This window comes from Arthrobacter sp. KNU40 (assembly GCF_051515115.1).
GTDB lineage: Bacteria > Actinomycetota > Actinomycetes > Actinomycetales > Micrococcaceae > Arthrobacter.
The window spans coordinates 1,064,130-1,088,365 of the sequence record NZ_CP195850.1; the positions used below are offsets into that span (position 1 = coordinate 1,064,130).

The 24,236-nt window shown below is 62.8% G+C and carries 22 protein-coding genes; 8 read left to right on the forward strand and 14 right to left on the reverse strand.

Annotation, left to right across the window (positions count from 1 at the left end):
* Positions 1 to 111: 111 nt before the first annotated feature.
* Positions 112 to 315, forward strand: a complete 204-nt coding sequence (gene cspE / locus ACSKT0_RS05105) for a transcription antiterminator/RNA stability regulator CspE (RefSeq protein ID WP_028266315.1) — start codon at positions 112 to 114, stop codon at positions 313 to 315.
* Between the two features lie 267 nt (positions 316 to 582).
* Here cspE and ACSKT0_RS05110 read toward each other — a convergent pair whose 3' ends face one another.
* Positions 583 to 924, reverse strand: coding sequence for an excalibur calcium-binding domain-containing protein (locus ACSKT0_RS05110; protein ID WP_437772802.1), 342 nt, complete (start codon positions 922 to 924; stop codon positions 583 to 585).
* A gap of 1,180 nt (positions 925 to 2,104) precedes the next feature.
* Here ACSKT0_RS05110 and ACSKT0_RS05115 point away from each other — a divergent pair.
* Positions 2,105 to 4,462 (forward strand): LuxR C-terminal-related transcriptional regulator, encoded by a 2,358-nt coding sequence (locus ACSKT0_RS05115; RefSeq protein ID WP_437772803.1) that lies wholly within the window; start codon positions 2,105 to 2,107, stop codon positions 4,460 to 4,462.
* Between the two features lie 20 nt (positions 4,463 to 4,482).
* On the opposite strand, the gene ACSKT0_RS05120 is transcribed toward ACSKT0_RS05115, so the two are convergent.
* The 8 genes from ACSKT0_RS05120 to ACSKT0_RS05155 form a co-directional block, all read right to left on the reverse strand.
* Positions 4,483 to 5,127 (reverse strand): ABC transporter ATP-binding protein, encoded by a 645-nt coding sequence (locus ACSKT0_RS05120; RefSeq protein WP_437772804.1) that lies wholly within the window; start codon positions 5,125 to 5,127, stop codon positions 4,483 to 4,485.
* Positions 5,079 to 6,608, reverse strand: coding sequence for a hypothetical protein (locus ACSKT0_RS05125; protein ID WP_437772805.1), 1,530 nt, complete (start codon positions 6,606 to 6,608; stop codon positions 5,079 to 5,081). Before ACSKT0_RS05125 ends, ACSKT0_RS05120 begins: the two co-directional genes overlap by 49 nt.
* Before the next feature lie 6 nt (positions 6,609 to 6,614).
* Positions 6,615 to 7,022, reverse strand: a complete 408-nt coding sequence (locus tag ACSKT0_RS05130) for a hypothetical protein (RefSeq protein ID WP_437772806.1) — start codon at positions 7,020 to 7,022, stop codon at positions 6,615 to 6,617.
* A 36-nt stretch (positions 7,023 to 7,058) separates the two neighbouring features.
* Positions 7,059 to 7,667 carry a hypothetical protein gene (locus ACSKT0_RS05135; RefSeq protein WP_437772807.1) on the reverse strand — a complete coding sequence of 203 codons (609 nt, stop codon included), beginning with the start codon at positions 7,665 to 7,667 and terminating at the stop codon, positions 7,059 to 7,061.
* Positions 7,668 to 7,677: 10 nt separating this feature from the next.
* Positions 7,678 to 8,169 carry a stage II sporulation protein M gene (locus ACSKT0_RS05140; RefSeq protein WP_437772808.1) on the reverse strand — a complete coding sequence of 164 codons (492 nt, stop codon included), beginning with the start codon at positions 8,167 to 8,169 and terminating at the stop codon, positions 7,678 to 7,680.
* Between the two features lie 73 nt (positions 8,170 to 8,242).
* Positions 8,243 to 8,509: an uberolysin/carnocyclin family circular bacteriocin gene (locus ACSKT0_RS05145; protein WP_345449998.1), complete on the reverse strand. Its 267-nt coding sequence runs from the start codon at positions 8,507 to 8,509 to the stop codon at positions 8,243 to 8,245.
* Positions 8,510 to 8,812: 303 nt separating this feature from the next.
* Positions 8,813 to 10,252, reverse strand: a complete 1,440-nt coding sequence (locus ACSKT0_RS05150) for a UDP-glucose dehydrogenase family protein (RefSeq protein WP_437772809.1) — start codon at positions 10,250 to 10,252, stop codon at positions 8,813 to 8,815.
* The gene (locus tag ACSKT0_RS05155) at positions 10,249 to 11,517 is read right to left on the reverse strand and encodes a glycosyltransferase family 4 protein (RefSeq protein ID WP_437772810.1); all 1,269 of its coding nucleotides are present in this window, start codon (positions 11,515 to 11,517) and stop codon (positions 10,249 to 10,251) included. Before ACSKT0_RS05155 ends, ACSKT0_RS05150 begins: the two co-directional genes overlap by 4 nt.
* Before the next feature lie 372 nt (positions 11,518 to 11,889).
* Here ACSKT0_RS05155 and ACSKT0_RS05160 point away from each other — a divergent pair, with 372 nt between their 5' ends.
* Positions 11,890 to 13,779 carry a polysaccharide deacetylase family protein gene (locus tag ACSKT0_RS05160; protein WP_437772811.1) on the forward strand — a complete coding sequence of 630 codons (1,890 nt, stop codon included), beginning with the start codon at positions 11,890 to 11,892 and terminating at the stop codon, positions 13,777 to 13,779.
* 55 nt (positions 13,780 to 13,834) lie between these two features.
* On the opposite strand, the gene ACSKT0_RS05165 is transcribed toward ACSKT0_RS05160, so the two are convergent.
* The 4 genes from ACSKT0_RS05165 to ACSKT0_RS05180 all read right to left on the reverse strand — a co-directional run bounded on the left by ACSKT0_RS05165 (position 13,835) and on the right by ACSKT0_RS05180 (position 18,224).
* Entirely contained in the window at positions 13,835 to 14,077 is a 243-nt protein-coding gene (locus tag ACSKT0_RS05165) for a hypothetical protein (RefSeq protein ID WP_437772812.1), read from the reverse strand.
* Between the two features lie 8 nt (positions 14,078 to 14,085).
* On the reverse strand, positions 14,086 to 15,522 hold the full coding sequence (locus ACSKT0_RS05170; RefSeq protein WP_437772813.1) for a flotillin family protein: 1,437 nt from the start codon (positions 15,520 to 15,522) through the stop codon (positions 14,086 to 14,088).
* A gap of 109 nt (positions 15,523 to 15,631) precedes the next feature.
* Entirely contained in the window at positions 15,632 to 16,903 is a 1,272-nt protein-coding gene (locus tag ACSKT0_RS05175; protein WP_437772814.1) for an FAD-dependent oxidoreductase, read from the reverse strand.
* Positions 16,896 to 18,224 (reverse strand): MFS transporter, encoded by a 1,329-nt coding sequence (locus ACSKT0_RS05180; RefSeq protein WP_437772815.1) that lies wholly within the window; start codon positions 18,222 to 18,224, stop codon positions 16,896 to 16,898. Before ACSKT0_RS05180 ends, ACSKT0_RS05175 begins: the two co-directional genes overlap by 8 nt.
* Positions 18,225 to 18,271: 47 nt before the next feature.
* Here ACSKT0_RS05180 and ACSKT0_RS05185 point away from each other — a divergent pair, with 47 nt between their 5' ends.
* The 4 genes from ACSKT0_RS05185 to ACSKT0_RS05200 all read left to right on the forward strand — a co-directional run bounded on the left by ACSKT0_RS05185 (position 18,272) and on the right by ACSKT0_RS05200 (position 21,953).
* On the forward strand, positions 18,272 to 19,072 hold the full coding sequence (locus ACSKT0_RS05185) for an IclR family transcriptional regulator (RefSeq protein WP_437772816.1): 801 nt from the start codon (positions 18,272 to 18,274) through the stop codon (positions 19,070 to 19,072).
* A 192-nt stretch (positions 19,073 to 19,264) separates the two neighbouring features.
* On the forward strand, positions 19,265 to 20,395 hold the full coding sequence (locus tag ACSKT0_RS05190; RefSeq protein WP_437772817.1) for a cupin domain-containing protein: 1,131 nt from the start codon (positions 19,265 to 19,267) through the stop codon (positions 20,393 to 20,395).
* The gene (locus tag ACSKT0_RS05195) at positions 20,392 to 21,222 is read left to right on the forward strand and encodes a fumarylacetoacetate hydrolase family protein (protein ID WP_437772818.1); all 831 of its coding nucleotides are present in this window, start codon (positions 20,392 to 20,394) and stop codon (positions 21,220 to 21,222) included. The genes ACSKT0_RS05190 and ACSKT0_RS05195 overlap by 4 nt, the downstream gene beginning before the upstream one ends.
* Entirely contained in the window at positions 21,222 to 21,953 is a 732-nt protein-coding gene (locus ACSKT0_RS05200) for a maleylpyruvate isomerase family mycothiol-dependent enzyme (protein WP_437772819.1), read from the forward strand. Before ACSKT0_RS05195 ends, ACSKT0_RS05200 begins: the two co-directional genes overlap by 1 nt.
* A gap of 153 nt (positions 21,954 to 22,106) precedes the next feature.
* Here the strand turns inward: ACSKT0_RS05200 and ACSKT0_RS05205 are convergent, their stop codons facing one another.
* Entirely contained in the window at positions 22,107 to 22,571 is a 465-nt protein-coding gene (locus ACSKT0_RS05205; protein ID WP_345450010.1) for a DUF4383 domain-containing protein, read from the reverse strand.
* 332 nt (positions 22,572 to 22,903) lie between these two features.
* Between ACSKT0_RS05205 and ACSKT0_RS05210 the strand changes: the two genes are divergently transcribed.
* Positions 22,904 to 24,235, forward strand: coding sequence for a cell division protein PerM (locus tag ACSKT0_RS05210; RefSeq protein ID WP_437772820.1), 1,332 nt, complete (start codon positions 22,904 to 22,906; stop codon positions 24,233 to 24,235).
* Position 24,236 lies beyond the last annotated feature (1 nt).

Sequence of the window (24,236 nt, forward strand, 5' to 3'; positions counted from 1 at the left end):
CAGTTCCCGCGGTTCATCAACCGCGACCTTCTGAAGTAACGGTGGAGAACACCCCACACCGGAGGCCCGACAGTCGGGACAACCTCCACCTTCAGTAAGGAAACTGAAAAAATGGCTACAGGTATCGTCAAGTGGTTCAACTCCGAAAAGGGCTTCGGCTTCATCTCCCCGGAAGATGGCAGCCAGGACGTTTTCGCTCACTACTCTGCAATTAACTCGGGCGGCTACCGCTCCCTCGAAGAGAACCAGAAGGTTTCCTTCGATGTCGAGCAGGGCCCCAAGGGTCCCCAGGCAGTAAACATCCAGGCTCTCTAAGCTTCGGATTTCAAAAAGCAGGGCCGGTCAATGACCGGCCCTGCTTTTTTGTGCTCATTTCGGGTTATAGGGGGTTATAGGACAAAACGTGTGTAAATCCCGGGCGCGTCATGTCCATCGGTGGATCGTCTTCGCCCGGATGCGGGATTCTGCTCAATCACTCGAATGGACAATTGCCGGTCCCGCGGAATCACGGGACCGGCAATTTCGGCGAGGAGAGTGATCCAGCAGAATCCGACAGTGTCCCTGGATCGTCCTGGTTAACCCTTATTCGCAGGCTATGCCGTCGCCATCCCTGTCCAGTGCGGGCCGGTAGCCTGGCTGCCCCCGATAGATCGGTGCGGCGCCGGCGGCCCGGGCGGCCGTACAGTTCGCGTAGTAAACGGACGACGGCGCCACGGGCGGCGCGACCGGCTGTGCCTGCCTCGCCTGGGCTTGGTCTTGTTGTGCCTTCACTGCAGCAGCATCGGCGTCAGCCTTTGCCTGGGCCGCAGCCTGAGCTGCCGCTACCTGGGTTGCTGCGGCATCGGCAGCCGCTTTGTCAGATGCAGCCTTGTCTGCCGCCGCCTTCGCTGCCGCTGCGGTTGCTGCCGCACGTGCATCCGTCACTCGCTTGGACTCTGAGCTTTCCATCCAAACTAAAGCGCCGGCCTCGGATTTTGTGCAGATGTACACCTTCGGTGGATAGCTCTCTGTTGCGTTCTCCGTCACGCAGGACACTGATTTTGGCGCGGTCGGCGTCGGCGTTGGTGTTGGGGTGGGAGTCGCCGAAGCCGAGGCCGATTGGGTGGCGGCAGCCTGCGAAATTGTTGAGCCAGCTCCGCCGCACGCGGCAAGGGAGAGCGCTGCGGCTGTTGAGGTGACGAGGGCAAAGACCTTGAAGCCGGCCTTGCGAGATTTCAAAAAGTCGTGCGACGCGTGCTTTATTTCCCCGTTGTTTTTTGGCGCGCGAGTATTCATTTATTGCCCCCAATGATTCAGTTTTCGACGCGAATGTCAGCAGATCCTAGCATCTGAAATGCGAGAAAAGAAGAAGTTGTCCACATAGATGGGATGGCCTCTTGACGGGGCTCTCAAGAGTGCGGCGCAGAGTCGAAATTAGAGATTATATTCGATCCGGAAAAAGAAGACTCGAATAAATATCCACATGCGCGAGGTTCGGTCTAGAGGCGGCCACGAAACCCCCGTAGCGTCAAAAGCAACAGACCACCACCAGGAGAGCCATGGAGAATCCACTGCCAAACGTCACCTCCTTGGACGCCGGGGGAACACTGAGTTTTCATTGGCTCACACGGAGATGCGGAACAAAACCCCACGTCGGCACACGTAGACGCCTCCCGGCGCACACTGAGTTTCGCCAAAACCACACTTAGACGGCGGTTTCGGACTTTACGGTTTCCCTTGGAACGAGGTTCGTCAGTGCCCCCGGGGGTTCCGTGGGAGTGCTTGGGAGTCCCCCTGCCAACGCCCGGCTTTGGGCAGGAAACAGTTGAATCGTCTGGACCTCGCACCACCTAGGGCCGGAGAGTGCTGGATTAGCGCATCAGAGAAAGTTGGATCGCGAGTGTTCGATCAAGAAGTTCGGCGAACGCTGGACTACGTTGCTCGCGGAATGATGGTTCGAATTGTCGGAGCGCCGGGCAGTGGCCGAACGAGTGTCGCGCAAAAAGCTATCGCCGATCTGGAAAATACCGGAGCAACGGTTTACTCCATTTCGGGACTCCGCTCACATCGCGGAATACCTTTTGGTGGAATACATAGCCTGAGCCTGGATATTCGAATTGGCCAATTGGGAGTTCTCGGTGTTGCCGACACCCTGGCAAGCCGACTCTCGAGGCCAGGTGAGCGTGTCCTTGTAGTCGATGACCTCGAGTTCGTCGACACGGAGACTGTAGCGGTTCTGGACGCCGTCCGGCGTCGGACAAAACGGCCCATGATCGTCACCATGAGCGAGTCTTCGATCTCCCCGGTGGCACAGCCTGCGGTGCTGAGCCCCGGCCCGGAAGCCAGGGTTCACCTGAATCCGCTTCGATACGAGCAGGTGAACGAGCTCCTCACCGACATTCTGGGATCTCCTGCGGACGCCGACACCACTGCCCGGATCCTCACGAAATCGGCAGGGAACCCCCGGCTTGTGGTTCGCATCGCGGAAACGGCTTCCCTCAGTGGCTTGATTGTCCTCCGCCAGGGGCAATGGCATATGACGGGCGAGACCCTGTGGAACGAGCACCTCCATGGCACGGTGGAATCCCTCCTCGAAGGGCTTGAACCCGACGAACTCACGGGCCTTCAGGCGATGGCCATCGCTGGGACAACGCCCCTCGATGTACTGCAGCAGGTAGTCCATTCCGACGTTCTCGACAGGCTCGAACAGCGCGGCCTCATTTCCGTCTTGGAAGATCTCCACAACACGGTGTGCGCTTCGATCACGCCACCAGTTTTGGCCGACTACTTCCGCGGTCAAAGGGTCCTCACCAGCAGGCGGGTCTTGAAGAGCCGAATCACCCGAGCCCTCAGCGGTTTGCCCCAGGAATCGCACGTTGACGTCAACTCGGCTGATTCGCTGATGAGGGTCCTGGCCGCGCTGCGCCTTGAACGGAGCTCAGACGCAGCCGCCGCCCGCCATTTTCATGAGCAAGTTTCCGTCCTGGAGCGCCAGCGCTACGAGCTGTGGAATGCCGACAGGTCGGTATCGAATGCTGTGGCCCTTCTGAAGGTCTACTGGGGCTCGCCTATTGACGCATCGAGGATTGAGCGTGTCCTTTCCCAGACCTTGACCTCGGAAGGAGAATCGTGCGATCTCCTGTTCCTGGCATTTACCAAAGCGCTTTGGGGGATCCATAAAGGCAAAGGACTGGATTCTGCAGCCGGCGCCCTCAGGAGCTTCGGGGAGGAACGTCCCAAATGGTCCGCGGAGGCCGAAGCGGCGGAGCTATTCCTCGTGGCGTCCTACGATCGAATGCCGGAGAACCTCGACGAACTCTTCGCGCGGCTCCACGATCGCCACCCTGAAAGCGGCGTCATATCCAGCATCCGAGGCATCTTGGAACTCTACCGATTCAACCCTTCCGCCGCGCTCAAAGCCATCGACACTTCAGGCGGGCTAAAGGGGATTCCGGGAATCGAGCCGTTCATCCGCGGAATGGCTTTGTTCACCTCGGGGCGGGCCGAGGAGTCGATTGTCTTTGCGCTTGACCAGCGCACAGAGGCCCGCCGCAAGCTGGACCAATTCGGGATGGTTTCCAACACCTATGTGGCTGCCCAGGCCCTTATCTACCGCGGCTATTTCGACGACGCCGAGTACCTCATGGGCAGTGTCTTTGCCATGGGGCGGCCAGGCTTCCTGGTGGCTTCCCTCCACGACGCCATGCTCAGGCTCGCCGGGCTAAGGACCGCGACGTCCGCGATCTTGCCTGCGGCGACCCTTGCCACCCAGGCGCGACGCGAAGCTGAAGACATCGGCCCGCTTCCCGGAACCGCGAGAGGAGTCTACGAGCTCGTCGCCGCGCGGCCGCTCATCCCCGCTGTCTTCGACGGGAAAGCCGCGAAACTCATTCAACGGCAGCTCGAACGCGGCTATGTGCTCGAGGCGATCTATTCCGCGCTGTTCTTCACGTGCCTTCTCCCCGGCCGCAAAGTTCTCGAACTCCTTCGGCAGACCTTGAAAGAGTATGCCCCGTCCACTTCCCATGATCAGCTTTTGGCAATTGCCGGTGCGGTGGTGGAGGACGACTACCAAATGCTGGGCGTGCTGCTCGAGCATTACGAGCCCGACGCCGATTTCTACCAGGTACGGATGCTGCTCCGCGGTGCTTTCAAGCGGTATGCGTTCGTGGACAACACCATCGGTGCGGCCGCGATGGACCGGGCGTACTCCATGTTCGCGACACGATTTCCGTCCCCGGATGAGCCCGTCGCGTTTAGTTCCGGAAGCTATTCGCCCCTGACTGTCCGTGAAATCGAGATAGCAGCCCTGGCCGGACATCGCTCCAACCCCGAGATCGCCGAGCACCTGGGAATCAGTATCAGGACCGTGGAAAGCCACATCTCCAACGCGCTGCGCAAGACAGGAAGCCCGTCCCGCACGGCCCTCTTTGACCTTGTCCGGGATTCTGCTCCGTTCCGCGAGAAGCGGCCCTCCGAGTGAGCCGGCAAATGGGCTTCGGTCTACAACGTTCCTCCTTCCTGCTTGAAGACGAAGGAATGCCTAACGGTTAGCTGATCCGGAACTGTGTGGGAGATGAGGACGACTACCTTGTGCTGTGCCCACTCGCCGAGCTCGTCGATCAGGGCGTCGATGCCTCGAACGTCCATACCGTTGAAAGGCTCATCGATGGCGACCACAGGGGTATCGGCGACAGTGCACATGAGCAGCCAGAGCTTCCGGATATTGCCCGTCGACAGCATGGAAACGGGTTGCTCCACCCAGTCTTCCAGTCCATACTTGGCCAGCCGGGTGAGCCCGGTTTCCGGGCCGACCTGACGGCTACGTGCCGCAAGAGCCAGATGATCGTGAACCGTCATGGAGGGGTAGAGCGCCGGCGTCGTACGGCAGACGCTCCGCACGTGGCGCGCGTCGGGAGAGCCGGCGTCGATCCCGCAAAGACGAACGCTTCCGGCCCAAGGTTGGAGGAATCCGCTGATGAGCTCCAGAAGAGTCGATTTCCCGCTGCCATTGCTGCCGGCCACCCGGTAGAGCCCCGGCTCGTTCAGACTGAGACTGAGTCCGTCCAGGACGGGTGAGCCTTGCCGGTAGCCGGCGGTTACAGAATCAATTTCGATTGAAGCCTCAAAAGACGTTGGTGCAGGCATACGGTGGCTCCCAGGATCAAGAGGATGGAATAGCCCAACAACAGCACGGTGCTGAACTCAGGGCTGACAACAAGGATGAGCGAGCAAGGAGAAATCAGGAGGAGTGTGAAGAGTCCATCCATCACATCGTTGGATTTGGTGCCGTCAGTGGTGGTCGGCGGACGGGAGAGTGATTCCGCGACGACCCCGGACGCTGCGACGATCAAGCCCGCGAGGACAGCGCCAGGAGCCGGAAGGTCCAGGGCGAGAAGCGCCCCTAGGAAAGCAAATCCACCGACGGCCGCCCCCGCCATAACGTAAATCCCTACGAGCCGGACAACGATCGCGGCGGCGGAGAAGCCGTTCTCCCACGCAAAGCGGTAGTGGTACAGCTTCGCAGTGGGCCCGATCCGATAGAGCATCGGTTCCGTGACGCCCAAGCTCAAGAGCACGGCAATGCCAACCAAGGATTTGTGCAGCTCCCCGGAGCCGAGAGCAGACGGCAGGGGGAGAATGCCCCTCGCTCCCAGGAGGGTGCCGACGACGGCGATCCAGGCGAGGACGATGGTGGCGATCACCGAGCCCTGTTTGCTGCTCAACAGATCAGTGAGAACGAATAGCCCGAAGTTTGTCACCGCTCGCTGGCTGCCGCCCCGTTCCGTGCCGAGGGAAATCCTGCGGTAGCTGAGGCGGCGCCAAGCGCGGACGCTGAGGAGGACCAATATCCCCGACGCGGCCGCCGCGAGCACATACAACGCTGGAAGGAAGCGCGACGGGTCCTCGGCGAGTTCGTCAATCCGGGAGAGGTGAGGCAGGAGAAAGCCAGTGGCAACTCCGAGCAACAACCCGAGGATGAGAGCCAAGAGGCAATACCGCCAATGGATCCCTATCCGTCGCGCAGGTGTTGAGGCGAAATGGAGAACACAGTAGACGCACGCACAGGAGGCGAAGACCATGACGGAGACCGAAGCGGCCACGACGTCGAGGTAGCTCGACGATTCCTCGAAGAAGACCAGGAGGAATACCGCAGCCGAATACCAAAGGATGCCTGTGCGGCGGAGCGCCGGGACCAGGCCGTATCTCACCACAACCTGCTGCAGGGGAAGTTCCATCGCCCGGAATAGCTCCAGGTGCGGAGTGCCGGAGACTGCCAGCCGTCGGCTTGAAACTACCTCGGTGAGCACCGTGGCGACGGCGCAGTAGAGGACCGCTAGGAATCCCCAATTGAGCACAGCGGCCGTGTCGTGGCGGAGCGGGCCATCGCGGAGAACAGACATTGTGGATGCGAACACCATTGTTCCGAGCAGGACCACGGCTATCGATCCGAAGATCACGAGGGCCCTGAAACCATCCAGCGTGAGAGGCAAACGCATCGCATTGACAATTTCGAACGCCCGGAAGTCCCGCAGGATTCGGTAATCGGACCGCCGGACGGACGCCGAAGGGATCCTGGCGTTCGAAACCTGGCCTTGGACGTCGGCGGGAGAGACTTTGGTCGCCATCAGCGCCTAGAACTTGCTCCGCGGACTCTTCTTCTGGACTGAGTCCATGAAGGCCACAATGGTGAGGACGGCGAGTCCGAGCGCACAGACGGCGGCGACGGCCGACGTCGTTCCCTGGAATGGGACAACTATCACCGGGCTGAGGGCCGCCGCGTGCGCAAAACCGGCGACGGCGAAAACGGCCGCCTTGAGCGGTAGCCATTTCCCGGCCGGGCTGAAGGCCGCAATCAGGGGTGACGCCACGCCGAGGACGAGAAGTACGGTGATGGTCGTGTTCTTCACGGCGAGGGGATCTATGTTCTTGAGGCCTTCCGGGGCAGGAGAAGCCCAAATCAGGCCGAGGGAAATGCAGGAGAATGCAGCGACCATGAGGCCCACGATTCGTAGAAGAAGGCTGTAGAGCTGAGTAGTCATTGAGAATTTCTGCCCCTGGGTGGTGGTTGAGGAAGGTCAGCCGATGGCGACTATTGTTGACAGACAAATGGCCGAAAGCGCAACGAAGATCTTCCTGCCTGTGGAAAACTCGCGCCAATGCCGGTAGAAGATCGCCAGGACAAGTACGGCCATCGAGGGAAAATATGCCCAATATCCCGGGACGTCCCGCGGTTGGATGACGCCGAAGACCACGCTGAAGAGGTTCACGGGGATCGTGGCGAGAATGGCGATCACAAAGAAGGACCCGATTTTGAAGCGGCCCGCGATGACCGATTTTCCCGGGATCACTCTTTTGTCCAGGAACGTGGCGAGGGAGAAGTACAAAGCGATGATGACGGCGTAGACAAGGAAGAACAAAACGGTGCCCACCGTCATGGAGAGGCTCAGCAGTCGACCGTCCCCGATTTCCGCGCGCACGTCCGCCGGAACGTTCGCGTTGAGGTACTTCCTGGTCAGCGGAAGCCGCAGAGCCACCAAAGCCATCAGCAGGATGTAGCCCGCGATCCACAGACCGCGGGATGTCGAGACCCATTCCCTGCCTCCCGTTGGCTCGGGCCGCAACTTTCCGACCTTAGCGACGCTAATGACGGTTTCGGACTCCCGGCCGTCTTCCGTGCTGGTCATGAATTCCTCCTCAGGTCCTTAGCTGAATCACGATGGCCTCGATGGCAGCACCGAGGACTATCAGGGCAATGGCAATGAGCAAGGTGCCGAGGGAACGGGCCATATCGTCGATGAACGACCTCAGGGTTGCGGGCTCGTTCTTCGTCAGCAGCCTGCGAGCCAGGCCAGCGGCGGGCTGGAATCCGGCGGTCGCCGCCAGCACGAGGCCGAAGAACTCGAAAGGGACATACCAAATCACGTCGGCAACCAGGCCGGCACCGCCGACCGAGTGCACCCCGAGCGATACCGTCGCCCCGACATAAAGTGCCAAGATGCCGGCTCCGAGGAGCGTGGTCAGCCCGAGGGTCACCACCCCCGAATAGAGCACCAAGGCCGCGCCGAGGTTCCGCGCAAGGATCTGGAGGAAGTCTTTGCTGTAGAGGGGACTCCCACCCATGTCCCTCGCGTCCCGGATCCAGGACAGGTCCACGGCCGAATAACCGAAGACGGCTATGGCTGCCATGGCCAGACCCGTGCTTGGGAGCAACCATCCAGGGATGCCCCCAAGCACGTGTGCTGTCTTAGCAAGCATCGATTTACGCGACTGCTTGCGCTCGGCCGATGCGGAAGAGGATTCCTCGAGCCGTTGCGATCAAGGCACCAGTGATTCCTGCCCCGAATATTGTGCCGATGACAACGAGAGCCCAGCCTCCGACCTCGATGGCGTTCATGATCTGGGACGCCGCCGCGGCAGAGATGCCGAGGGACCCCGCGATCCATGAAACGGCCAAGCTCGCGCCGAAGATGCCGACCACAGCCAGCGCAGCCGCGGCCGCAGCCTGAAGGCCGGTCCTTTTCGTCATTGTTGATTCCACTACAACCCCATTTCTCGAGTAGAACGGCCAACGGTATTGCTGGCCTTGAAACGTGGTGGTCCTCCTCAAAGGAAGGCCATCCACGATTCAGATTCTCTCGGTGAAATTGGCGTCTACGTGTAAAAAACGGAAAAATCCGTGTGCCAAAGGCCGTTTCTCAGTGTGAACAAGCCGGATCTCCGTGTGCGTGCGGGCCCGTCTACGTGTTCACAGGGCAAAACACTGAGAGCCGCTAGCGGCCCTTCGAACGGTCAGGAGCGGCTTGCGGCCTTGATCATGGCCGCGGCAAAGCTACCGTCGCGTCGACGGTGCCTTGGCCGGAGAACCGACAATGAACGGCCGTGTGTTGAGCGGTTCGACAGGAACGACAGGAGGCTTGACGTCGGCAATCGGCTCCGACAGCTCAGCGCGGGAGCCGGTTCCGAGCCCGCGAACTGTCCAGCCCTGCGCCCGCCATGCCGCAGCGTCCAGGACGTTCCGCGCGTCCAGCACCATCCGGCGTCGTACGAGCGAGCCGATGGCGGCGGGTGAGAGGGCGCGGTATTCGTCCCATTCGGTGAGCAGCAGCACCAACTCAGCGCCTTCGAGCGCGCGCGTGGTGGACGCTTCGAAGCGGAGCTGGGGGTAGCGCATCCACGCATTGTTGATGGCTTTGGGATCGGTCACCGTAACGTGGGCGCCCGCCGCGGCCAGCTGGAGTGCGACGTCAAGGGAGGGGGAGTCCCGGATGTCGTCGGTGTCCGGCTTGAAGGCAGCGCCCAGCACGGTCACGGTGCGGCCGGACAGGAAGCCCTTGCACATGTCACGGGCGACGTCCACGGCCCGGGCGCGCTGGCCGAGGTTGATGGAATCGACCACACCCATCCACTCATCGAGGGAAGGCACGGACAGCGCTTGTGCCTGCGCGCGGAACGAGCGGATGTCCTTCGGCAAGCAGCCGCCGCCGAAACCCAGGCCGGCGTGGAGGTACCGGTTGCCGATGCGCGGATCCAGGCCCATCGCCTCACTGAGCTCGGTGACGTCGGCCCCCGAGGCGTCGCAAAGTTCGGCTATCGCGTTGATGAAGCTCAGCTTCGTCGCGAGGTACGCGTTGGAGGCGGACTTGATGAGCTCGGCCGTTGCGAAGTTGCAGACCAGCCGCGGGATCCCGGCGGAAATCAGCGGTTCGTAGACGGCGTCGAGCGCAGCCGTGACCGGGGCGCCGGCGGCGGAGTCCTTGCCGCCCGGAACACCGTACACCAAACGATCCGGTACCAGGGAGTCCTTCACTGCCGTGCCTTGGCGCAGGAATTCGGGGTTCCAGCCGAGCATGACATCGGGCCTGCGGGCAAGGATGCCGCGGAGCATGTCCACTGTTCCCACAGGAACGGTGGACTTGCCGACGACGGCGGCGCCCCTCGCCAGGTGCGGGAGGAGGCTCTTCGTGGCTGCGATCACGTAGGAGAGGTCCGCGGTATCCGAGGTCTTGGACTGCGGGGTGCCCACGCAAAGGAAGTGCGTCTGGGCATCGGCGGCATCGGCGAAATCGGTGGAGAACCTGAGCCGCTTGGTTGCGAAGCCGTCCCGGAGAAGTTCATCAAGGCCGGGTTCGTGAAAGGGCGCGAAGCCCTTGTTCAGGTGGGCCACCTTCTGGGCGTCGACGTCGATGCCCACCACGGTGTGGCCCATCGACGCGAGCGTTGCGGCGTGCACTGCGCCAAGATAGCCGCAGCCTACAACGGAGATTTTCATGCTGGGAGTCCTTTGCTGGAAGTCACGGAAATGGGGGCAGGCTTTGCCGCCTGGATTGCGGCCGCCTGAACTTCGGACGCCTGAAGTTCGGACGCGTGAAACTCGGCTGCCTGAACCGGGTGGCTGGGAGCAGTGGCCGGCTCCACAAGCGCTTCACCGGAGATCACTGCCTCGTAATGCTCGACGAGCTGGGCGCTCAGCACCGGCCAGGTCCGTCCTTGGACCGACGCGAGCGCTGCCAGTCCGAACGCGCGGCGTTTGGCATCGTCGCCCACCAGGTCCTGTACGTAGGCCCGCAGCTGCGCGAGGTCTCCCGGCTCGTAAAGCCAGCCGGTGCGCGAGTTCTCCACGAGATCGAGCGGACCGCCCCGGCCGGTGGCCACGACGGGAACGCCGGACGCCATGGCTTCCTGGATGGTCTGGCAAAACGTTTCGAACTCGCCGGGATGGACGAAGAGATCAAAGCCGGCCACAACTTGAGCCAATTCGTCGCCGCCCAGGAAGCCGGTGAAGAAGGCGTTCGGGAGTGCTGCTTCGAGGGCAGCGCGTTGCGGGCCGTCGCCCACAATGACAAGCCTGGTTCCAGGCAGATCCGCCAACACGGCAAGGTCCTCCACCTGTTTCTCGATCGCGAGACGGCCGACGTAGCCGATGATGCGCTCGCCGTGGGGCGCCACCGAGGCGCGCCACGCCGTCGAGCGCTTGGTGGGAGAGAACCGCGCGGTATCCACACCGCGCCGCCACGTGCCCACCCTGAGGATCCCGCGGCCGCGCAACTGGTTGAGCGCGAACGTGGACGGGACCAGTGTCCGGTCTGCACGAAGGTGGATGTTGTCCACCCGGTTCCATGCCCAGTTCTCCAGCATGGGGAGGCCATACCGGGCGGCGTAGCTGGGGACCTCGGTTTGATAGATGGCAACCGTGGGGATGCCGAGCTGGTGCGCAGCCTGCACAGCCCGCCATCCTAGGACGAAAGGGGATGCGAGGTGGACGACGTCCGGTGCGTAGTCGGCAAGGATTCTCTTGACCCGGCTCACACCGCCCAACGCCACCCGCACATTTGTGTATCCGGCCAAGGGCACGGAGGGGAGGCGATGGACAAAAGCGCCGTTCACGACGTCCGAGACAGCAGTGTCCGACGTCGATGGCGCAATCACCATCACTTCGTCGCCTCGCTCTTGCAGATGCTCCAGCACCCGCAGGATGGAGTGCGTGACTCCGTTCATGAGCGGCAGGAATGATTCGGCAACGATAGCGATCCTCACCCCTCCACGGTGTGCGCGGCGGTTGGCGAAGCGGGGGAATGGGCGTGACTGCGAGGGGAAGGTTTGGTTAACAAATTGATGTTGTTTCCCCGAGTGGAGGATCCGTAGGGACGGAAAATTCGCCACTCTAGGTAATTACGGAGCTGAAAGACGGGTAGAAGTCACTCTTATTCCCCAATATGGGCCCGATTTACGGTGACAACGGTAGTGAACCTCGTGGCCATGACTGGGGCTTGTCCCGGGCACCGGGGTATTTCGGTAAGCGGGCGATGACTGGGCGGCGCGCCCGCACATGCTGAATAGCGTTGGGTGATTCACCCTGCGCCGCCCGTATGTCCGGCCAGGCCGTTGTCTAGAATCGAGCCAGACCCTATGAAGATCTTCAACCGTACTGACCAGGTTGACCAGCACCGGACGTTTAAAGGGACGATCCCTGGTAAATGGTTTACGTGGTTCTCCACCGTTGTGGTGGTATTTGCTTTCACCGGCGTCACCGCCGGCATCACTGCACCCGCGGCCCAAGCCGCTAATCCAACCGTCGTCACGTTGACCTTTGACGACGCAAATGCCGACCAACTCAACGCCGCGCAGACCATGCAGAGCCTGGGCCTGGTGGGTACTTTCTTCACGCCGTCCGGATTCATCAACAATCCGGGCTACATGACTGTGGCGGACATGCAGGGCCTCGTGGCGAACGGCAACGAGATTGCCGGCCACACTGTTACCCACCCCGATCTCACCACCTTGCCGGCCGACGAGGCCACACGCCAGATATGCAATGACAGAGTGAACCTCAGCAATTGGGGATTCACAATCACCGACTTCGCCTACCCCTTCGCAGCCGAGAACGCCTCTATCGAAACGATTGCCAAGAACTGCGGTATGAACAGCGCCCGCGGACTTGGCGACATCAAGACCCGGTTCAGCTGCGCCGGGTGCCCGCTCGCGGAGACAATCCCTCCTGCCAACCCGTACAACACGGCCGCCCCTGATGAAGTGGACAACACCTGGACCCTGGCAGACCTCCAAAAGTCCGTCACCCAGGCGGAGCCCGCAGGCGGGTGGGTCCAGCTCACGTTCCACCACATTTCAGCCACCAGCACGGATCCGCTGAACATCACCCCGACCCTCTTCAACCAGTTCGCCACGTGGCTCAAGTCCCGACCCGCAACCACCACGGTCAAGACGGTGGCCCAGGTCATCGGCGGAACCGTGAAACCGCTCGTGTCGGGTCCGGCGGTCCCGCCCCAGGGCACTGGAAACCTGGTCAAGAACCCGAGTCTTGAAACCCTGGTGAACGGCGTACCGCAATGTTGGGCAGCCGGAGGCTATGGAACCAATACCGCAGCCTTTTCCACCGTCAGGCCGGGTCACACAGGAAACGTCGCTGAAAAGCTCGTCGTGAGTGGATATGTCGACGGCGATGCGAAGTTACTGCCCGCGTTGGACTTGGGAGGCTGTTCTCCAACGGCAACTGTGGGACACACCTACAACATAGGCGCGTGGTACAAGTCCACCACCAATACTCAGTTCGAGCTGTATTACCGAACCGGGCTCGGTTCGTGGACGTATTGGACCTCCAGCCCATGGTTCGCCGCAGCTACTACCTACCAAAAGGCCACCTGGACCACTCCGGCGCTCCCTGCCGGTGCCAACGGCATCAGTTTCGGGTTGAACCTGTTCAGCAACGGCACTATCACGACTGACGACTACGAGATGTTCGACGTCGCCACCGTGACACCACCTCCGCCTACGCCGGCCGGAACCAACTTGGTACAGAACCCGAGCCTTGAAACAGCCGGGGCCGGATCGTTCCCGCAATGCTGGCAGGCAGGTGGATACGGCGCCAACACCGCCGCGTTCAGCACCGTAGCCACGGCCCACACCGGTACCAAAGCGGAGAAACTCACCATCACGGGCTACTCCAGTGGTGATGCGAAACTGCTTCCCACAATGGACAGCGGCAGTTGCGCTCCACCTGCCATCGCGGGACACACCTATTCGGTGCGTACCTGGTACACCTCCACAGCCGTCACACAGTTTGCCTTGTATTATCGTGACGCCTCCGGAGCCTGGGTGTACTGGACCTCCGGACCGTGGCTGGCTGCAGCCAGCACCTACACACAGGCAAGTTTCACGACGCCGGCACTTCCTGCCGGGGCCACTGCCATCAGCTTCGGCTTGAGCCTGTTTAACAACGGCACAGTCACCACGGATGACTATTCGCTGTATGACACCGTGGGAGCCCCGCCACTGGGGTGACTAACTGATCAGTGACAAACAACCGAGGGCGGCCAACTAGCCGCCCTCAGTTGTTTTATCTGGCAGCCTTCAGGACGTCCGGCAGCTCGTCCACGAATACTGTCCCGGGCGGCTCGTAGTAGATGACAAGCACCTCGTCACCCACGTTGAAAACACTGCTCTTGTCGAATGGATGCGCGTGGAAGGCGTTCGTGCCGCCGTGGAACGGCAGCATCACTTCCCCCACGGTGCCCGGCCCGATTCGACCCGTGACCCTACCGATTTTGCCCGTCAGGCTCCGATCAACCTCTTTGTGCATCGGTGTCCCTACGCATCAGGCGTTTTGGTGGGCCGCTTGGGCGGTTCCTTGCCGTTCTTGAGCGCTGCTGTGATCGAGGGCAGGTAGTTGCCCACCTGGGACAGGATCCCACCCACCATGCTGTTGAGGCCCTCGCCGCCGTTCAGGACCGTCAGGTTACCCACGTGGGCAAACGGTTCAGCAGCGGCTGCCACGATCGCAGGCATGTTCTCCGCGAGCTGTTGGGAGATAACGGCCTCTTGGTTGGTTCCGAGAGCCTCGGCACGGGCCTTGATGCCGTCCGCTTCCGCCAAGGATTTGGCCTTGATGGCGGAGGCTGCAGCGTCACCCCGGGCCTTGGTGGCTGCCGCTTCGGCTTCACCGGTGATCTTCGTAGCTCCCGCAATGGCGGCCGCGGCCGTGGCGTTGGCCTGGGCTTCGACTTCCACCTTGCGGGCGTTCGCCTGGGCCTCGAGTTCCGTGCGCCGTGCCCGCGCCTCGGACGCGCTGATGTCGGCGGCCTTTTGGGCTTCCGCCTCAGTCCGCTGCGCGTACGCCTTGGCATCGGCAGGCTTCCGGATGGACGTCTGGAGCTTTTGCTCCTCACGGTCCGCCTCGAGCTTTGCCACCTCGGTTTCCTGGACCACCACTTGCTGGCGAGCCGTGGCATCAGCCAACGGTCCCGCCTGGGCGGCGTTGGCCTTGGCGGTTTCGGCATTGGCTTGGGCCGCTGATTGCTTGATCGCCGAAAGGCTTTGGGCGTCCGCGATCTGGGCGGCGGCCTCGGCCTCCCGCTCCGCGGCCTCGCGGTTCCTGGTGGCTTCAGCGATGCGGGCCTCCATTTTGACCTGCGCAATGTGCGGTTTGGCCAGGTTTTGGATATAGCCCGTGGGGTCCTGGAGATCCTTGATCTGCAGGGAATCAACCACTAGGCCAAGCTTTTCCATTTCTATGCCACTGGCGCTGCGGACCAACGACGCAAGTTTGTCGCGCTCACGGATGATCTCCTCCATGGTCATGCTGCCAATGATCGAGCGCAAATGCCCCTCAAAAACGTTGTAGACCTGGCTTTGCATTTTGGGCTGCTGGCCGAGAAACCTCCTCGCGGCATTCGCAATGAAAGGTGCGGCGTCACCGATTTTGTAAATAACCACGCCCTCCACGATCACCTGGATACCTTGCGAGGTCACGCAGTTGACCTGGAGTTCTGTTTCATTCAGCGTGAGGGACAAAGTCCTCACTGTTTGGAGCCCTGGAACCACCAAGGCGCCTTTCCCGGTGACGATTTTGAAATCCATTCCGTCCCTGGTGTCCAAACTTCCCCGAGTCAGACCGGAAATGATCAATGCCTCGTTTGGTTCAGCCACCTTCCACATCAATTTGATGAGAAGCCTAATGACGGCAACGGCGACAACTACCCCCAATACGGTGACAAGAAGGGGGAGATACGCAACGAGGTCGAACATGACTGTCCTTTCAACGGCAAGCACCCAAGTGGCTCGTGTAGTCAGTCTGCTGTGGTCTGCTCCAGGAGTCCAGCAATTTGGATACCTACAATTGACACAACGGATGCTCCTAGGCGTGCGTTCCCGCGAGCGATTCAGTCCTCGCCTCTGAAGCGCCTTCCGCTGGGCCAGCCGGTACGCCGTCGCCCTCTTGGCCGTAGAGCCAGTCGTTGTACTGGAAGTCGCCGTCCTGTCGGCTCTTGAACAGCAGGTTCCGCAAGATGCGCGCGACGCCGGAAACGTGCCACGACTCTCCCCAGACGCGCGCGGTGCGTTGGACGCGGGCCGTGCGCGCTGCGCGGGCTGAGTTGAAATCGCCGATGGCGCGGTCCCACGCACCGGCGTCGACGCCGTCGTCGGTAAACACGGAACCGATGGTGGAGTCCTGGAGGACGGCGGCGTCTTCAAGCGCCTGGCAGGCCCCCTGGGCCAAGTACTGGAGCATGGGGTGCGCGGCATCGCCCATCAAAACAAGGCGGCCATCGATCCAGTTCTCGATGGGATCGCGATCGTACATGGGCCAGCGGATCCCAGTCGCCAGGTTCCGGAGCGCCAGCTGTACGGCCGGAATGCAGTCCTTGTAAGCGGCCTCGAGTTCGTCGACGCCGCCGTACTGCTCCTCGCCGCGCTCGAACGAGGGCGACTTGAAGACAGCCACCGTGTTGAGCAGTTCGCCTTTGCGCAGCGGGTATTGCACGAGGTGGCAGTCGGGTCCGAGGTAGACGACGACGTCCTCGAGATCGGTTGCCGGGGTCTCAGGCGTGATGGGCACCGTTCCGCGGTAGGCGACGTACGACGACGACACCGGCCCGTCCTGCGCGACGGCGGCGCGGAGCGTGGACTTGAGGCCGTCCGCGCCGATCACGACGTCGGCCTCGTAAACGTCGGCGCTCGCGGTGTGGGCCACGCCGCGGTGGTTCACGGTCTCGACTTTCTCGATGACGACGTCGTTCACCAAGCGGACACCGGCGTCCTGGCAGGCCTCCAACAGGATCCGGTGCAGGTCGCTGCGATGGATCACGACGTACGGGGCGCCGTAGCGCTCTTCGAACTCGCCGCCGAGGGTCTGACGGGTGAGTTCCTCACCGGTCAGGGCGTCGCGGAACACCAAGTGCTTGGGCCGGACGCCGATTTCCAACGCCTTCTCCAAAAGGCCCCAACGCTTCAGGACGCGGGAGGCGTTGGGGGCCATCTGCAGGCCCGCGCCGACCTCACCGAATTCGGGCGCCCGCTCAACCAACGTCACCTCGGCGCCGTTTGCGCGGAGGGCCAGGGCGCCGGCAAGGCCGGCCATCCCTCCGCCGACGACGAGGACTTCAGTGGACGGTTTGCGGTCAGACATTGCTAACTCCTACAGAGGTGGTGTTTTTGGAATTGATGTTGGCGGTCTTGATTTTGGCCGTTTTGATCTTCGCGCCGATCGCGCCGAGCAGGATGGCCGCGACGGCGGCGGCCCCGGCAAATGCGAGGAAGTTCGAGTTGACGCCGAGCCCGGCCGCGAGCAGCAGTCCGCCTACCTGGGGTGCGGCGACTGCGCCAATGCGGCCGACTCCGAGGGCCCAGCCGAGCGCCGTGCCCCGCAGGTGCGCCGGGTAATGGCTGGCCACTGCCGCGATGATGAGGCACTGGGTTCCGTGGGTGCCCACCCCGGCCAGCACCAACATGACGTAGACAAGCCCCACGGGCGGCCCCGCCACCAGTACGGCCAGCGCGACGGCGGCGACGGCGGCTGCCGCGATCGCCGTCGGGATCGGGCCGAAGCGGGTTCCTGCCCAAGCGGTGGCCACCGAGCCGACGACGGCACCGAGGTTGAGCGCCAGCGCGAACGTCAGGGCTGACCCGAGGTTGTAGCCAGCCAGTTGCATCAGGTTCGGCAGCCAGGTGCCCAAGCCGTACCAGGCAAAGAGCGTTACGAGGGTGGAGACCGCGAACAGGAGACTCATGCCGAGGTACGGGGCCCGGAGCAGGGACTTGAAGCCCACTGCTTGCTTCGCATCTTTTGCTGCCGGGAGGGTCGCCGGGAGAGTTTCCGGGAGGAAGCGCATGCCCAGCGGAACCACCACGAGCAGCGCCACAGCGGCCACAAGGAACATGACCGGCCACCCGAATGCGGGAATCAGCGGAATCCCAGCCAATGCGGCAATCGAGCCGCCGATCGGCACTCCGGACATCATGAGAGTGGCGATGGTGGACCGCCATTTGGCAGGGACCAGCTCCGCGACCAAGGCGTTTGCCGAGGGAACAAGTCCGCCTAGGCCGATGCCGGCCAGCAAGCGCAGGCCCCCGAAGACAAAGGCGTTCGGGGAGAACGCGCACAGGATCGTGAAGAGCGAAAACAGCGCGGCGCAGGCGATGATCGTCCGTCGGCGGCCCCAACTGTCTGACATCCTGCCAGCGAAGATGGCTCCAATCATCATGCCCAGGAATGCCATCGAACCGACCGTGCCGGCCGTGGCTTTGGTGAGCCCCCAGCCTGTGTCGGTGATGAGGGACGACTGCACGGTTCCGTAAACGATGAGGTCGTAGCCATCGAATACTACGAGCAGCCAGCAGACAAGCACAGCGGCGGCGGATCGCTTGGAGAACCGGGCGGAGGCCCCGGGGGATTGGTGAACGCCGTGTTGGGTCCGCTCCGGCGCTGCAGCGGATGGTGTGTGATTCATCCCACCACTGTGTGGCCGTTGTTTGTATAGCCCAATAGAATTCTGTGGTGCAGAATCTCCCAGCCCGCAAGAAACCGGCCTACTCCATCGAGGCCGTCGACAATGCCCTACACCTCCTTCAGCTCCTGCGCGACGGCGGCAGCCTACGGCTCAAGGACGCCGCCGCGGAGCTGGGAGTTGCCCCTTCCACAGCGCACCGGCTGCTGGCCATGCTGGTCTACCGGGGGTTCGCGGTCCAGGACGAGACCCGCCGCTACGTGCCTGGGCCGGCCATGGGGGTTGGCCCGGCAGGACTCAGCTGGAGCCGTTTGCTGCGCACGGTGGCGCAGCCGCACATGGAACTCCTGAGTGGTCGGATCAACGAGACCGTCAATCTCATGGTTCGGGTGGGCACCAAAGTGAGGTTCCTGGCCACGGTGGAGGGGACCAACGCCTTACGGGTAGGCGACCGCCAGGGGACCGTTCTGCCCGCGAACAAGGCCTCGGGAGGCAAGGCGCTGCTGGCCGAACTGGAGCCCGCCATGATTGAGCAGTTGTTCCGCAGCCACAATGCGGAAATCGGCGGGGACAACATTCCAGACGCGGAATATCCGGCTTTCCTCCGCGAGCTCGAGACGATCCGGAGCAACGGATTCGCCGCGAATTTCGAGGGCACCGAGGAGGGGATCAGCGCCTTGGGGGTTGCCCTTCACAACGGACGGGGCGTTGCCGTGGGTGCACTGAGTGTCGCGACTCCCGTGGCAAGGTTCCGCAGGCTCTTCGACAGCGGACTGGTGGGCATCATGCGGGAAACCCAGCGCCAATTGGAGATCGATATCGCAGCCAATCCGGCCGAGTCCCAGCCTTAACCCACCCAACTGGCTCGCAGTCGTTGTCGTTTTGAGGGCCCATAACGACAACAAATGCGAGCCAGTTGGGTCAGCGGGCCTGTCAGTTGGGCCAGCGGATTCTGGCTAGCAGAATATGCTGGAGATCACTTGAGGACCTCCCTAGGGTCTGGAGTACGCAAAAACTGTCCCGTACCCCTCGAGGAGGCCCCTGTGTCCATCAGCGCCGATAGCACAACGCATGAATCAGTTGCCGCCGCGCACGCGATTCCGGAACCGACCCCGGAGGAAGCGGCGCAGCTGGAGCAGCTGTATGAGGATTTCGAAGCCGGGAACCTGATCCCGCTCTGGACCGAGATCGCGGACCTGATGCCGATGGTGCCGTCCCCGAAAGCGGTGCCGCACGTGTGGCGCTGGAACGATTTGTACCCATTGGCGGCCCGTGCCGGGGACCTCGTGCCCGTAGGCCGGGGTGGTGAACGCCGTGCCATAGCACTGGCCAACCCTGGCCTGTCCGGCACGCCGTATGCGACGCCTACCCTGTGGGCCGCCATCCAGTATCTGGGCGCGCATGAAACTGCCCCGGAGCACCGCCACTCGCAGAACGCCTTCCGTTTCGTCGTCGAGGGCGAAGGTGTCTGGACAGTTGTCAATGGGGACCCGGTGGCGATGCGCCGCGGGGATTTCCTGCTCACGCCGGGCTGGAACTTCCACGGCCACCACAACGACACCGATCAGCCGATGGCGTGGATCGACGGACTGGACATCCCGTTCGTGCACTACGCGGACGCCGGGTTCTTCGAATTCGGCACCGAACGGGTCACGGATGAGGCCACCCCGGATGTTTCGCGCTCCGAGCGATTGTGGGCTCACCCGGGACTGCGCCCGCTCTCCGGCCTGCAGGACACGGTGAATTCCCCGATCGCGGCCTACCGCTGGGAGCACACGGACGCGGCCCTCCGCGAACAGTTGCTTCTCGAAGATGAAGGCCACCCCGCCACTGTGTCCCAGGGCCACGCCGCCGTGCGCTACACCAACCCGACCACCGGAGGGGACGTCATGCCGACCATCCGCGCGGAATTCCACCGTCTGCGGGCCGGCGCTTCGACCGAGCCGTTGCGCGAGGTCGGCTCGAGCGTCTGGCAGGTCTTCGAAGGACGCGGCACCGTGGTGTTGAACGGGGAGTCCAAGATCCTGGAGAAAGGCGACCTGTTCGTGGTCCCGTCCTGGGCTCTGTGGTCCCTCGAAGCCGAGAGCGAGTTCGATCTGTTCCGCTTCAGCGACGCACCCATTTTTGAACGACTGAATTTCAACCGCACGTACATCGAAGGACGCAACAAATGAGACTCCTCACCCTCCGCACCGGCGCCGACAAAGGTACCGTGGCCGTCCGCCAGGACGGCGACACCCTGACAGAGATCGACGGCTTCTCCGATGTGGGCGCGCTCCTGCAGAACCCCGCCTGGGCGGCCATCGCTGAGGCGGCCAACGGCGCAACGCACGCGTACGACGGCGCCGACCTCGCCGCCGTCGTGCCCTCACCGGGGAAAATCATCTGCGTCGGGCACAACTACCGCAACCACATCAAAGAGATGGGCCGGGACATCCCCGAGTACCCCACCCTGTTCGCGAAGTACCAGGAATCGCTGATCGGTCCCAACGACGATCTGGCGCTGCCGCAGGAATCGGACACCGTTGACTGGGAGGCCGAGCTCGCCGTCGTGATCGGCAAGAAGGGGCGCCGCATTAGCGAAGCCGACGCGGCTGATCACATCGCTGGGTACTCGGTGCTGAACGACATCAGCATGCGCGACTACCAGTTCCGCACCGTCCAGTGGCTGCAGGGCAAGACCTGGGAGAAGTCCACGCCGTTCGGGCCGGCCCTGGTCACCAAGGACGAATTCACCGCGGGGCCGCTGATGACTTCCGCGGTGGACGGTGAGATCCAGCAGAGCACCCCCACCGGGGACCTCGTGTTCACCCCGGAATTCCTCGTGTCCTACATCTCGACCATCATCACGCTGAACCCGGGCGATGTGATTGCCACGGGCACGCCGGGCGGTGTGGGCCATGCCCAGGACCCGAAGCGGTACCTGCAGGAAGGCCAGCTCCTGGTCACCACCATCGAGGGCCTGGGCCAGCTGAACAACCGCGTGGTCAAGGAAGCCTGATGGTTGCCCGCCAGGACCTCACCACCGATCCGGGCCTGCAGGAACAATTGCTGCAGGCCCGGCGGGGGACCGCATTCTTCGCCCGCAAGCTCAACGAACTCTCCGACGTCGGGGTCGACGGCGATTCGCTGCTTCCCGGCTGGAGCCGCCGCCACGTTGTAGCACACGTCGGCTATAACGCCCGGGCCATCGCCCGCTTGGTCGAGTGGGCCTCGACCGGCGTGGAGACTCCGATGTATCCCTCCGTTGCCGCGCGGGATGAGGAGATCAACTTCGGTGCCACTCTGTCTCCCATCGCGTTGCGGAACCTCTTCGATCATTCGGCCGTGCACTTGAGCGTGGAATGGCGGGATCTGCCCGAGGACGCCTGGCACCACACGGTGCGCACGGCCCAGGGCCGCACCGTCCCGGCGTCGGAAACGGTCTGGATGCGCACCCGCGAAGTCTGGGTGCACGCCGTCGACCTCGACAACGGAGCATCGTTCGGCGACATCCCGGCGTCGGTCCTGGAGCGGCTGCTGCGCGACATCACCTCCGCTTGGGCAACCCGGGGCACCGATGCCGGGTTGTTGGTCAGAGTCGCCGCCACAGACCTCACGTTCGGCGATCCGGACGCCGCGGTCGTGATCACCGGGCCTCTTGCCGGCGTCGTGCAATGGGCCACCGGGCGCGGGACCGGCGGTGTCGCTAGTGGTGCCGGGCCGGTACCGGCGGCACCAAAGTGGATCTGACGGCGTAGGGCACAAAGAAGGTTGGCACAGCCCCCGGCTTCTTCACCGCAGGAACTGCACCAACCGCTTGTATGACTATTCAGATTTGGCTCTAGACCCTACCATTGGCGGCTCCTGTAATCCCGGGCTAACTTATTCCGGGCTTTGAATGGGCTATTTTGCGTCGTCAGCCAGATGCCGTGAAAACATCCAGCCTGCGGCGACCATCAGGATGCCCAAGACGATGAACGTCCAGTTGTCGAGCGTGTTCAGCGACAGGAAGTTGGCCGCCGAATCAACCCCGACACTCAGTCCGTACACACTGAGCACGATGTACAAGGCACCGAAGCTCATCAGGATATTGCGTGCGCTATGGCCGCCCGAGCGGGACATCGCCCAGCTGGTTCCGCCGATCAGCAGCTGCACAATGTTGAGCAGCAGAGACACTTGGAACGCACCCAGGAGCATTGCGTGCGAATTTGGCCCGAAGAACTGCAATTCCCCGTACCGCATGGTGATGCCCGGAATGAATCCGAGAAGGCCCACCAGCGCCATCAGAATACCTACACCCATGCCGATGTTCTGGATGTCCGTGCGTCCAAAGTGAACACCATGTGCATGTGGGGTTGCGGTAGTCATTTATGCCCTCCATCCACCTTTGCGAACAATCCAATTTTACGTCTGGCATATGCAAAAAGCGCTGGGAGCGGCGGCAGCCCGGCGGCCCGGCGCCGCCCCCCCGGACCTCGCCGCCCCCGGACGCGCGCTCAGATATGCGCGGTTTTCCCCGGACGCTCGCTCACCCATACGACGGCGGCGCGGCCGGAGTGAGCGAGCGTTTGGTGATCGCGCCCTATAAGTGAGCGAGCGTTGGCCGGAAGGGGGCTATAAGTGAGCGGGCGTTGGAGGATTTGCAGGCCGTGCGGGCGCCTGCCGGGGGAGCGGGGCACGCCGTGGCACGATAGAACACGATGAAACTGCGCGCTGATCAGACCGGTAACCATGGCCTGCCCATGCCTTTGTGGCTGCAGGGTGCCCTTGAGTCGGCCCAGGCCGCTATCATCTCGGCGCTCGTGGTGGTCCTGCCGCTGATCGGAGTCTGGGCAACTGACGGATTCCAGAACCACACTATCGATTTCCTGGCACGCTTGGCTGGCCAAACTTGGCTCCTGGTCCACGGCGTGCCGCTGCAGCTTGCCACCGTCAATCTGGGAACCGCAGGCCTACCGGGGTCCGGGATGCTGTCCCTTATCCCGCTCGGACTGACTTTGGTCCCCTTCCTCCTGGCATGGCGCGCGGGCCGCCGGCTGGCCAGGGCCTCCTACACGGACCAGCTGTGGCAGGCCTTCTTCGGAGCGTTGCTCGTCTACGGGGCATTCGGCGCGGCGACCGGATTCGTCTGTCGCACGCAGGATATCGGCATCAATATCTGGTTCGCTGCATTAATTCCCCTTATCCCGTTCGGCCTCGGCATGGTGGTGGGCGCCCGGCGGGAGTCCGGCTCCTGGAGCAGGCTCATTGGCGTCGACGCCGTCGATTGGCTCGCACGCACAAGCCAGCATTCCCGTTGGGCCGGGTCCTACTTCGGCTCCGCCATCAAGGCCGGATTCGTGGCAATCATGGCGGCCATGACACTCTCAGCGACGCTGCTCGCCGTCGACCTTGTCATGCACTGGACGGACATCATCGCTGTTTACGAAGGCCTGAAAGCCGGGGCCCTCGGCGGTGGCGTCCTCACCATCGCCCAGCTCGGCTATCTGCCCAATCTGGCAGTTTTCACTTTGGCTTGGTCCTCCGGCGCCGGCTTCTCGCTCGGTGTCGGCTCGCACGCGGGGCCGCTGGGCACCGCCGTCGGGCCGCTGCCCGCGATTCCTGTGTTCGGCGCACTGCCCACCGGGCAGCTCGACTTCGGCGCCGCGGCCCTTGCCCTTCCGGTGATCGCTGGTCTATTGGCAGGGTGGTGGTTCCTGCGTGCGGGGGAGAACCACTTCGACGAATGGCTTTCCATCAAGATCAAGGCGCGCTGGTTCACCGCTCCTGTTTCCACGTTGATCCTCGGCGCGCTCATCGGGGCCGTCGCAGGGGCTTTGGCTGGAGGCCTCGCCTGGCTTGCGCGTGGTTCCGCCGGAATCGGGCGTCTCACCGAGATCGGCCCGGACCCGCGGTGGACGGCAGTCTGGATCGCCGCGGAGGTGGGGATCGGCGTCGTAATCGGTTACTGGGTGGGGCCCTGGCTCGAGAGGCGGCAGAAGCTCCACGAGGCGGATCTCGACGATGCCGTGTACGACGGCGACCGCCGCTAAG

Coding starts and splice junctions, on each gene's coding strand:
- ACSKT0_RS05145 (WP_345449998.1), bottom strand. CDS start 8,509: ATGACGAAAAGGACCGGCCTTCAGGCTGCGGCCGCGGCTGCGCTGGCT.
- ACSKT0_RS05160 (WP_437772811.1), top strand. CDS start 11,890: ATGAAGATCTTCAACCGTACTGACCAGGTTGACCAGCACCGGACGTTT.
- ACSKT0_RS05135 (WP_437772807.1), bottom strand. CDS start 7,667: ATGACCAGCACGGAAGACGGCCGGGAGTCCGAAACCGTCATTAGCGTC.
- ACSKT0_RS05205 (WP_345450010.1), bottom strand. CDS start 22,571: ATGACTACCGCAACCCCACATGCACATGGTGTTCACTTTGGACGCACG.
- ACSKT0_RS05120 (WP_437772804.1), bottom strand. CDS start 5,127: ATGCCTGCACCAACGTCTTTTGAGGCTTCAATCGAAATTGATTCTGTA.
- ACSKT0_RS05195 (WP_437772818.1), top strand. CDS start 20,392: ATGAGACTCCTCACCCTCCGCACCGGCGCCGACAAAGGTACCGTGGCC.
- ACSKT0_RS05180 (WP_437772815.1), bottom strand. CDS start 18,224: ATGAATCACACACCATCCGCTGCAGCGCCGGAGCGGACCCAACACGGC.
- ACSKT0_RS05175 (WP_437772814.1), bottom strand. CDS start 16,903: ATGTCTGACCGCAAACCGTCCACTGAAGTCCTCGTCGTCGGCGGAGGG.
- ACSKT0_RS05170 (WP_437772813.1), bottom strand. CDS start 15,522: ATGTTCGACCTCGTTGCGTATCTCCCCCTTCTTGTCACCGTATTGGGG.
- ACSKT0_RS05150 (WP_437772809.1), bottom strand. CDS start 10,252: ATGAAAATCTCCGTTGTAGGCTGCGGCTATCTTGGCGCAGTGCACGCC.
- ACSKT0_RS05140 (WP_437772808.1), bottom strand. CDS start 8,169: ATGGCAGCCATAGCCGTCTTCGGTTATTCGGCCGTGGACCTGTCCTGG.
- cspE (WP_028266315.1), top strand. CDS start 112: ATGGCTACAGGTATCGTCAAGTGGTTCAACTCCGAAAAGGGCTTCGGC.
- ACSKT0_RS05200 (WP_437772819.1), top strand. CDS start 21,222: ATGGTTGCCCGCCAGGACCTCACCACCGATCCGGGCCTGCAGGAACAA.
- ACSKT0_RS05125 (WP_437772805.1), bottom strand. CDS start 6,608: ATGGCGACCAAAGTCTCTCCCGCCGACGTCCAAGGCCAGGTTTCGAAC.
- ACSKT0_RS05130 (WP_437772806.1), bottom strand. CDS start 7,022: ATGACTACTCAGCTCTACAGCCTTCTTCTACGAATCGTGGGCCTCATG.
- ACSKT0_RS05210 (WP_437772820.1), top strand. CDS start 22,904: ATGAAACTGCGCGCTGATCAGACCGGTAACCATGGCCTGCCCATGCCT.
- ACSKT0_RS05165 (WP_437772812.1), bottom strand. CDS start 14,077: ATGCACAAAGAGGTTGATCGGAGCCTGACGGGCAAAATCGGTAGGGTC.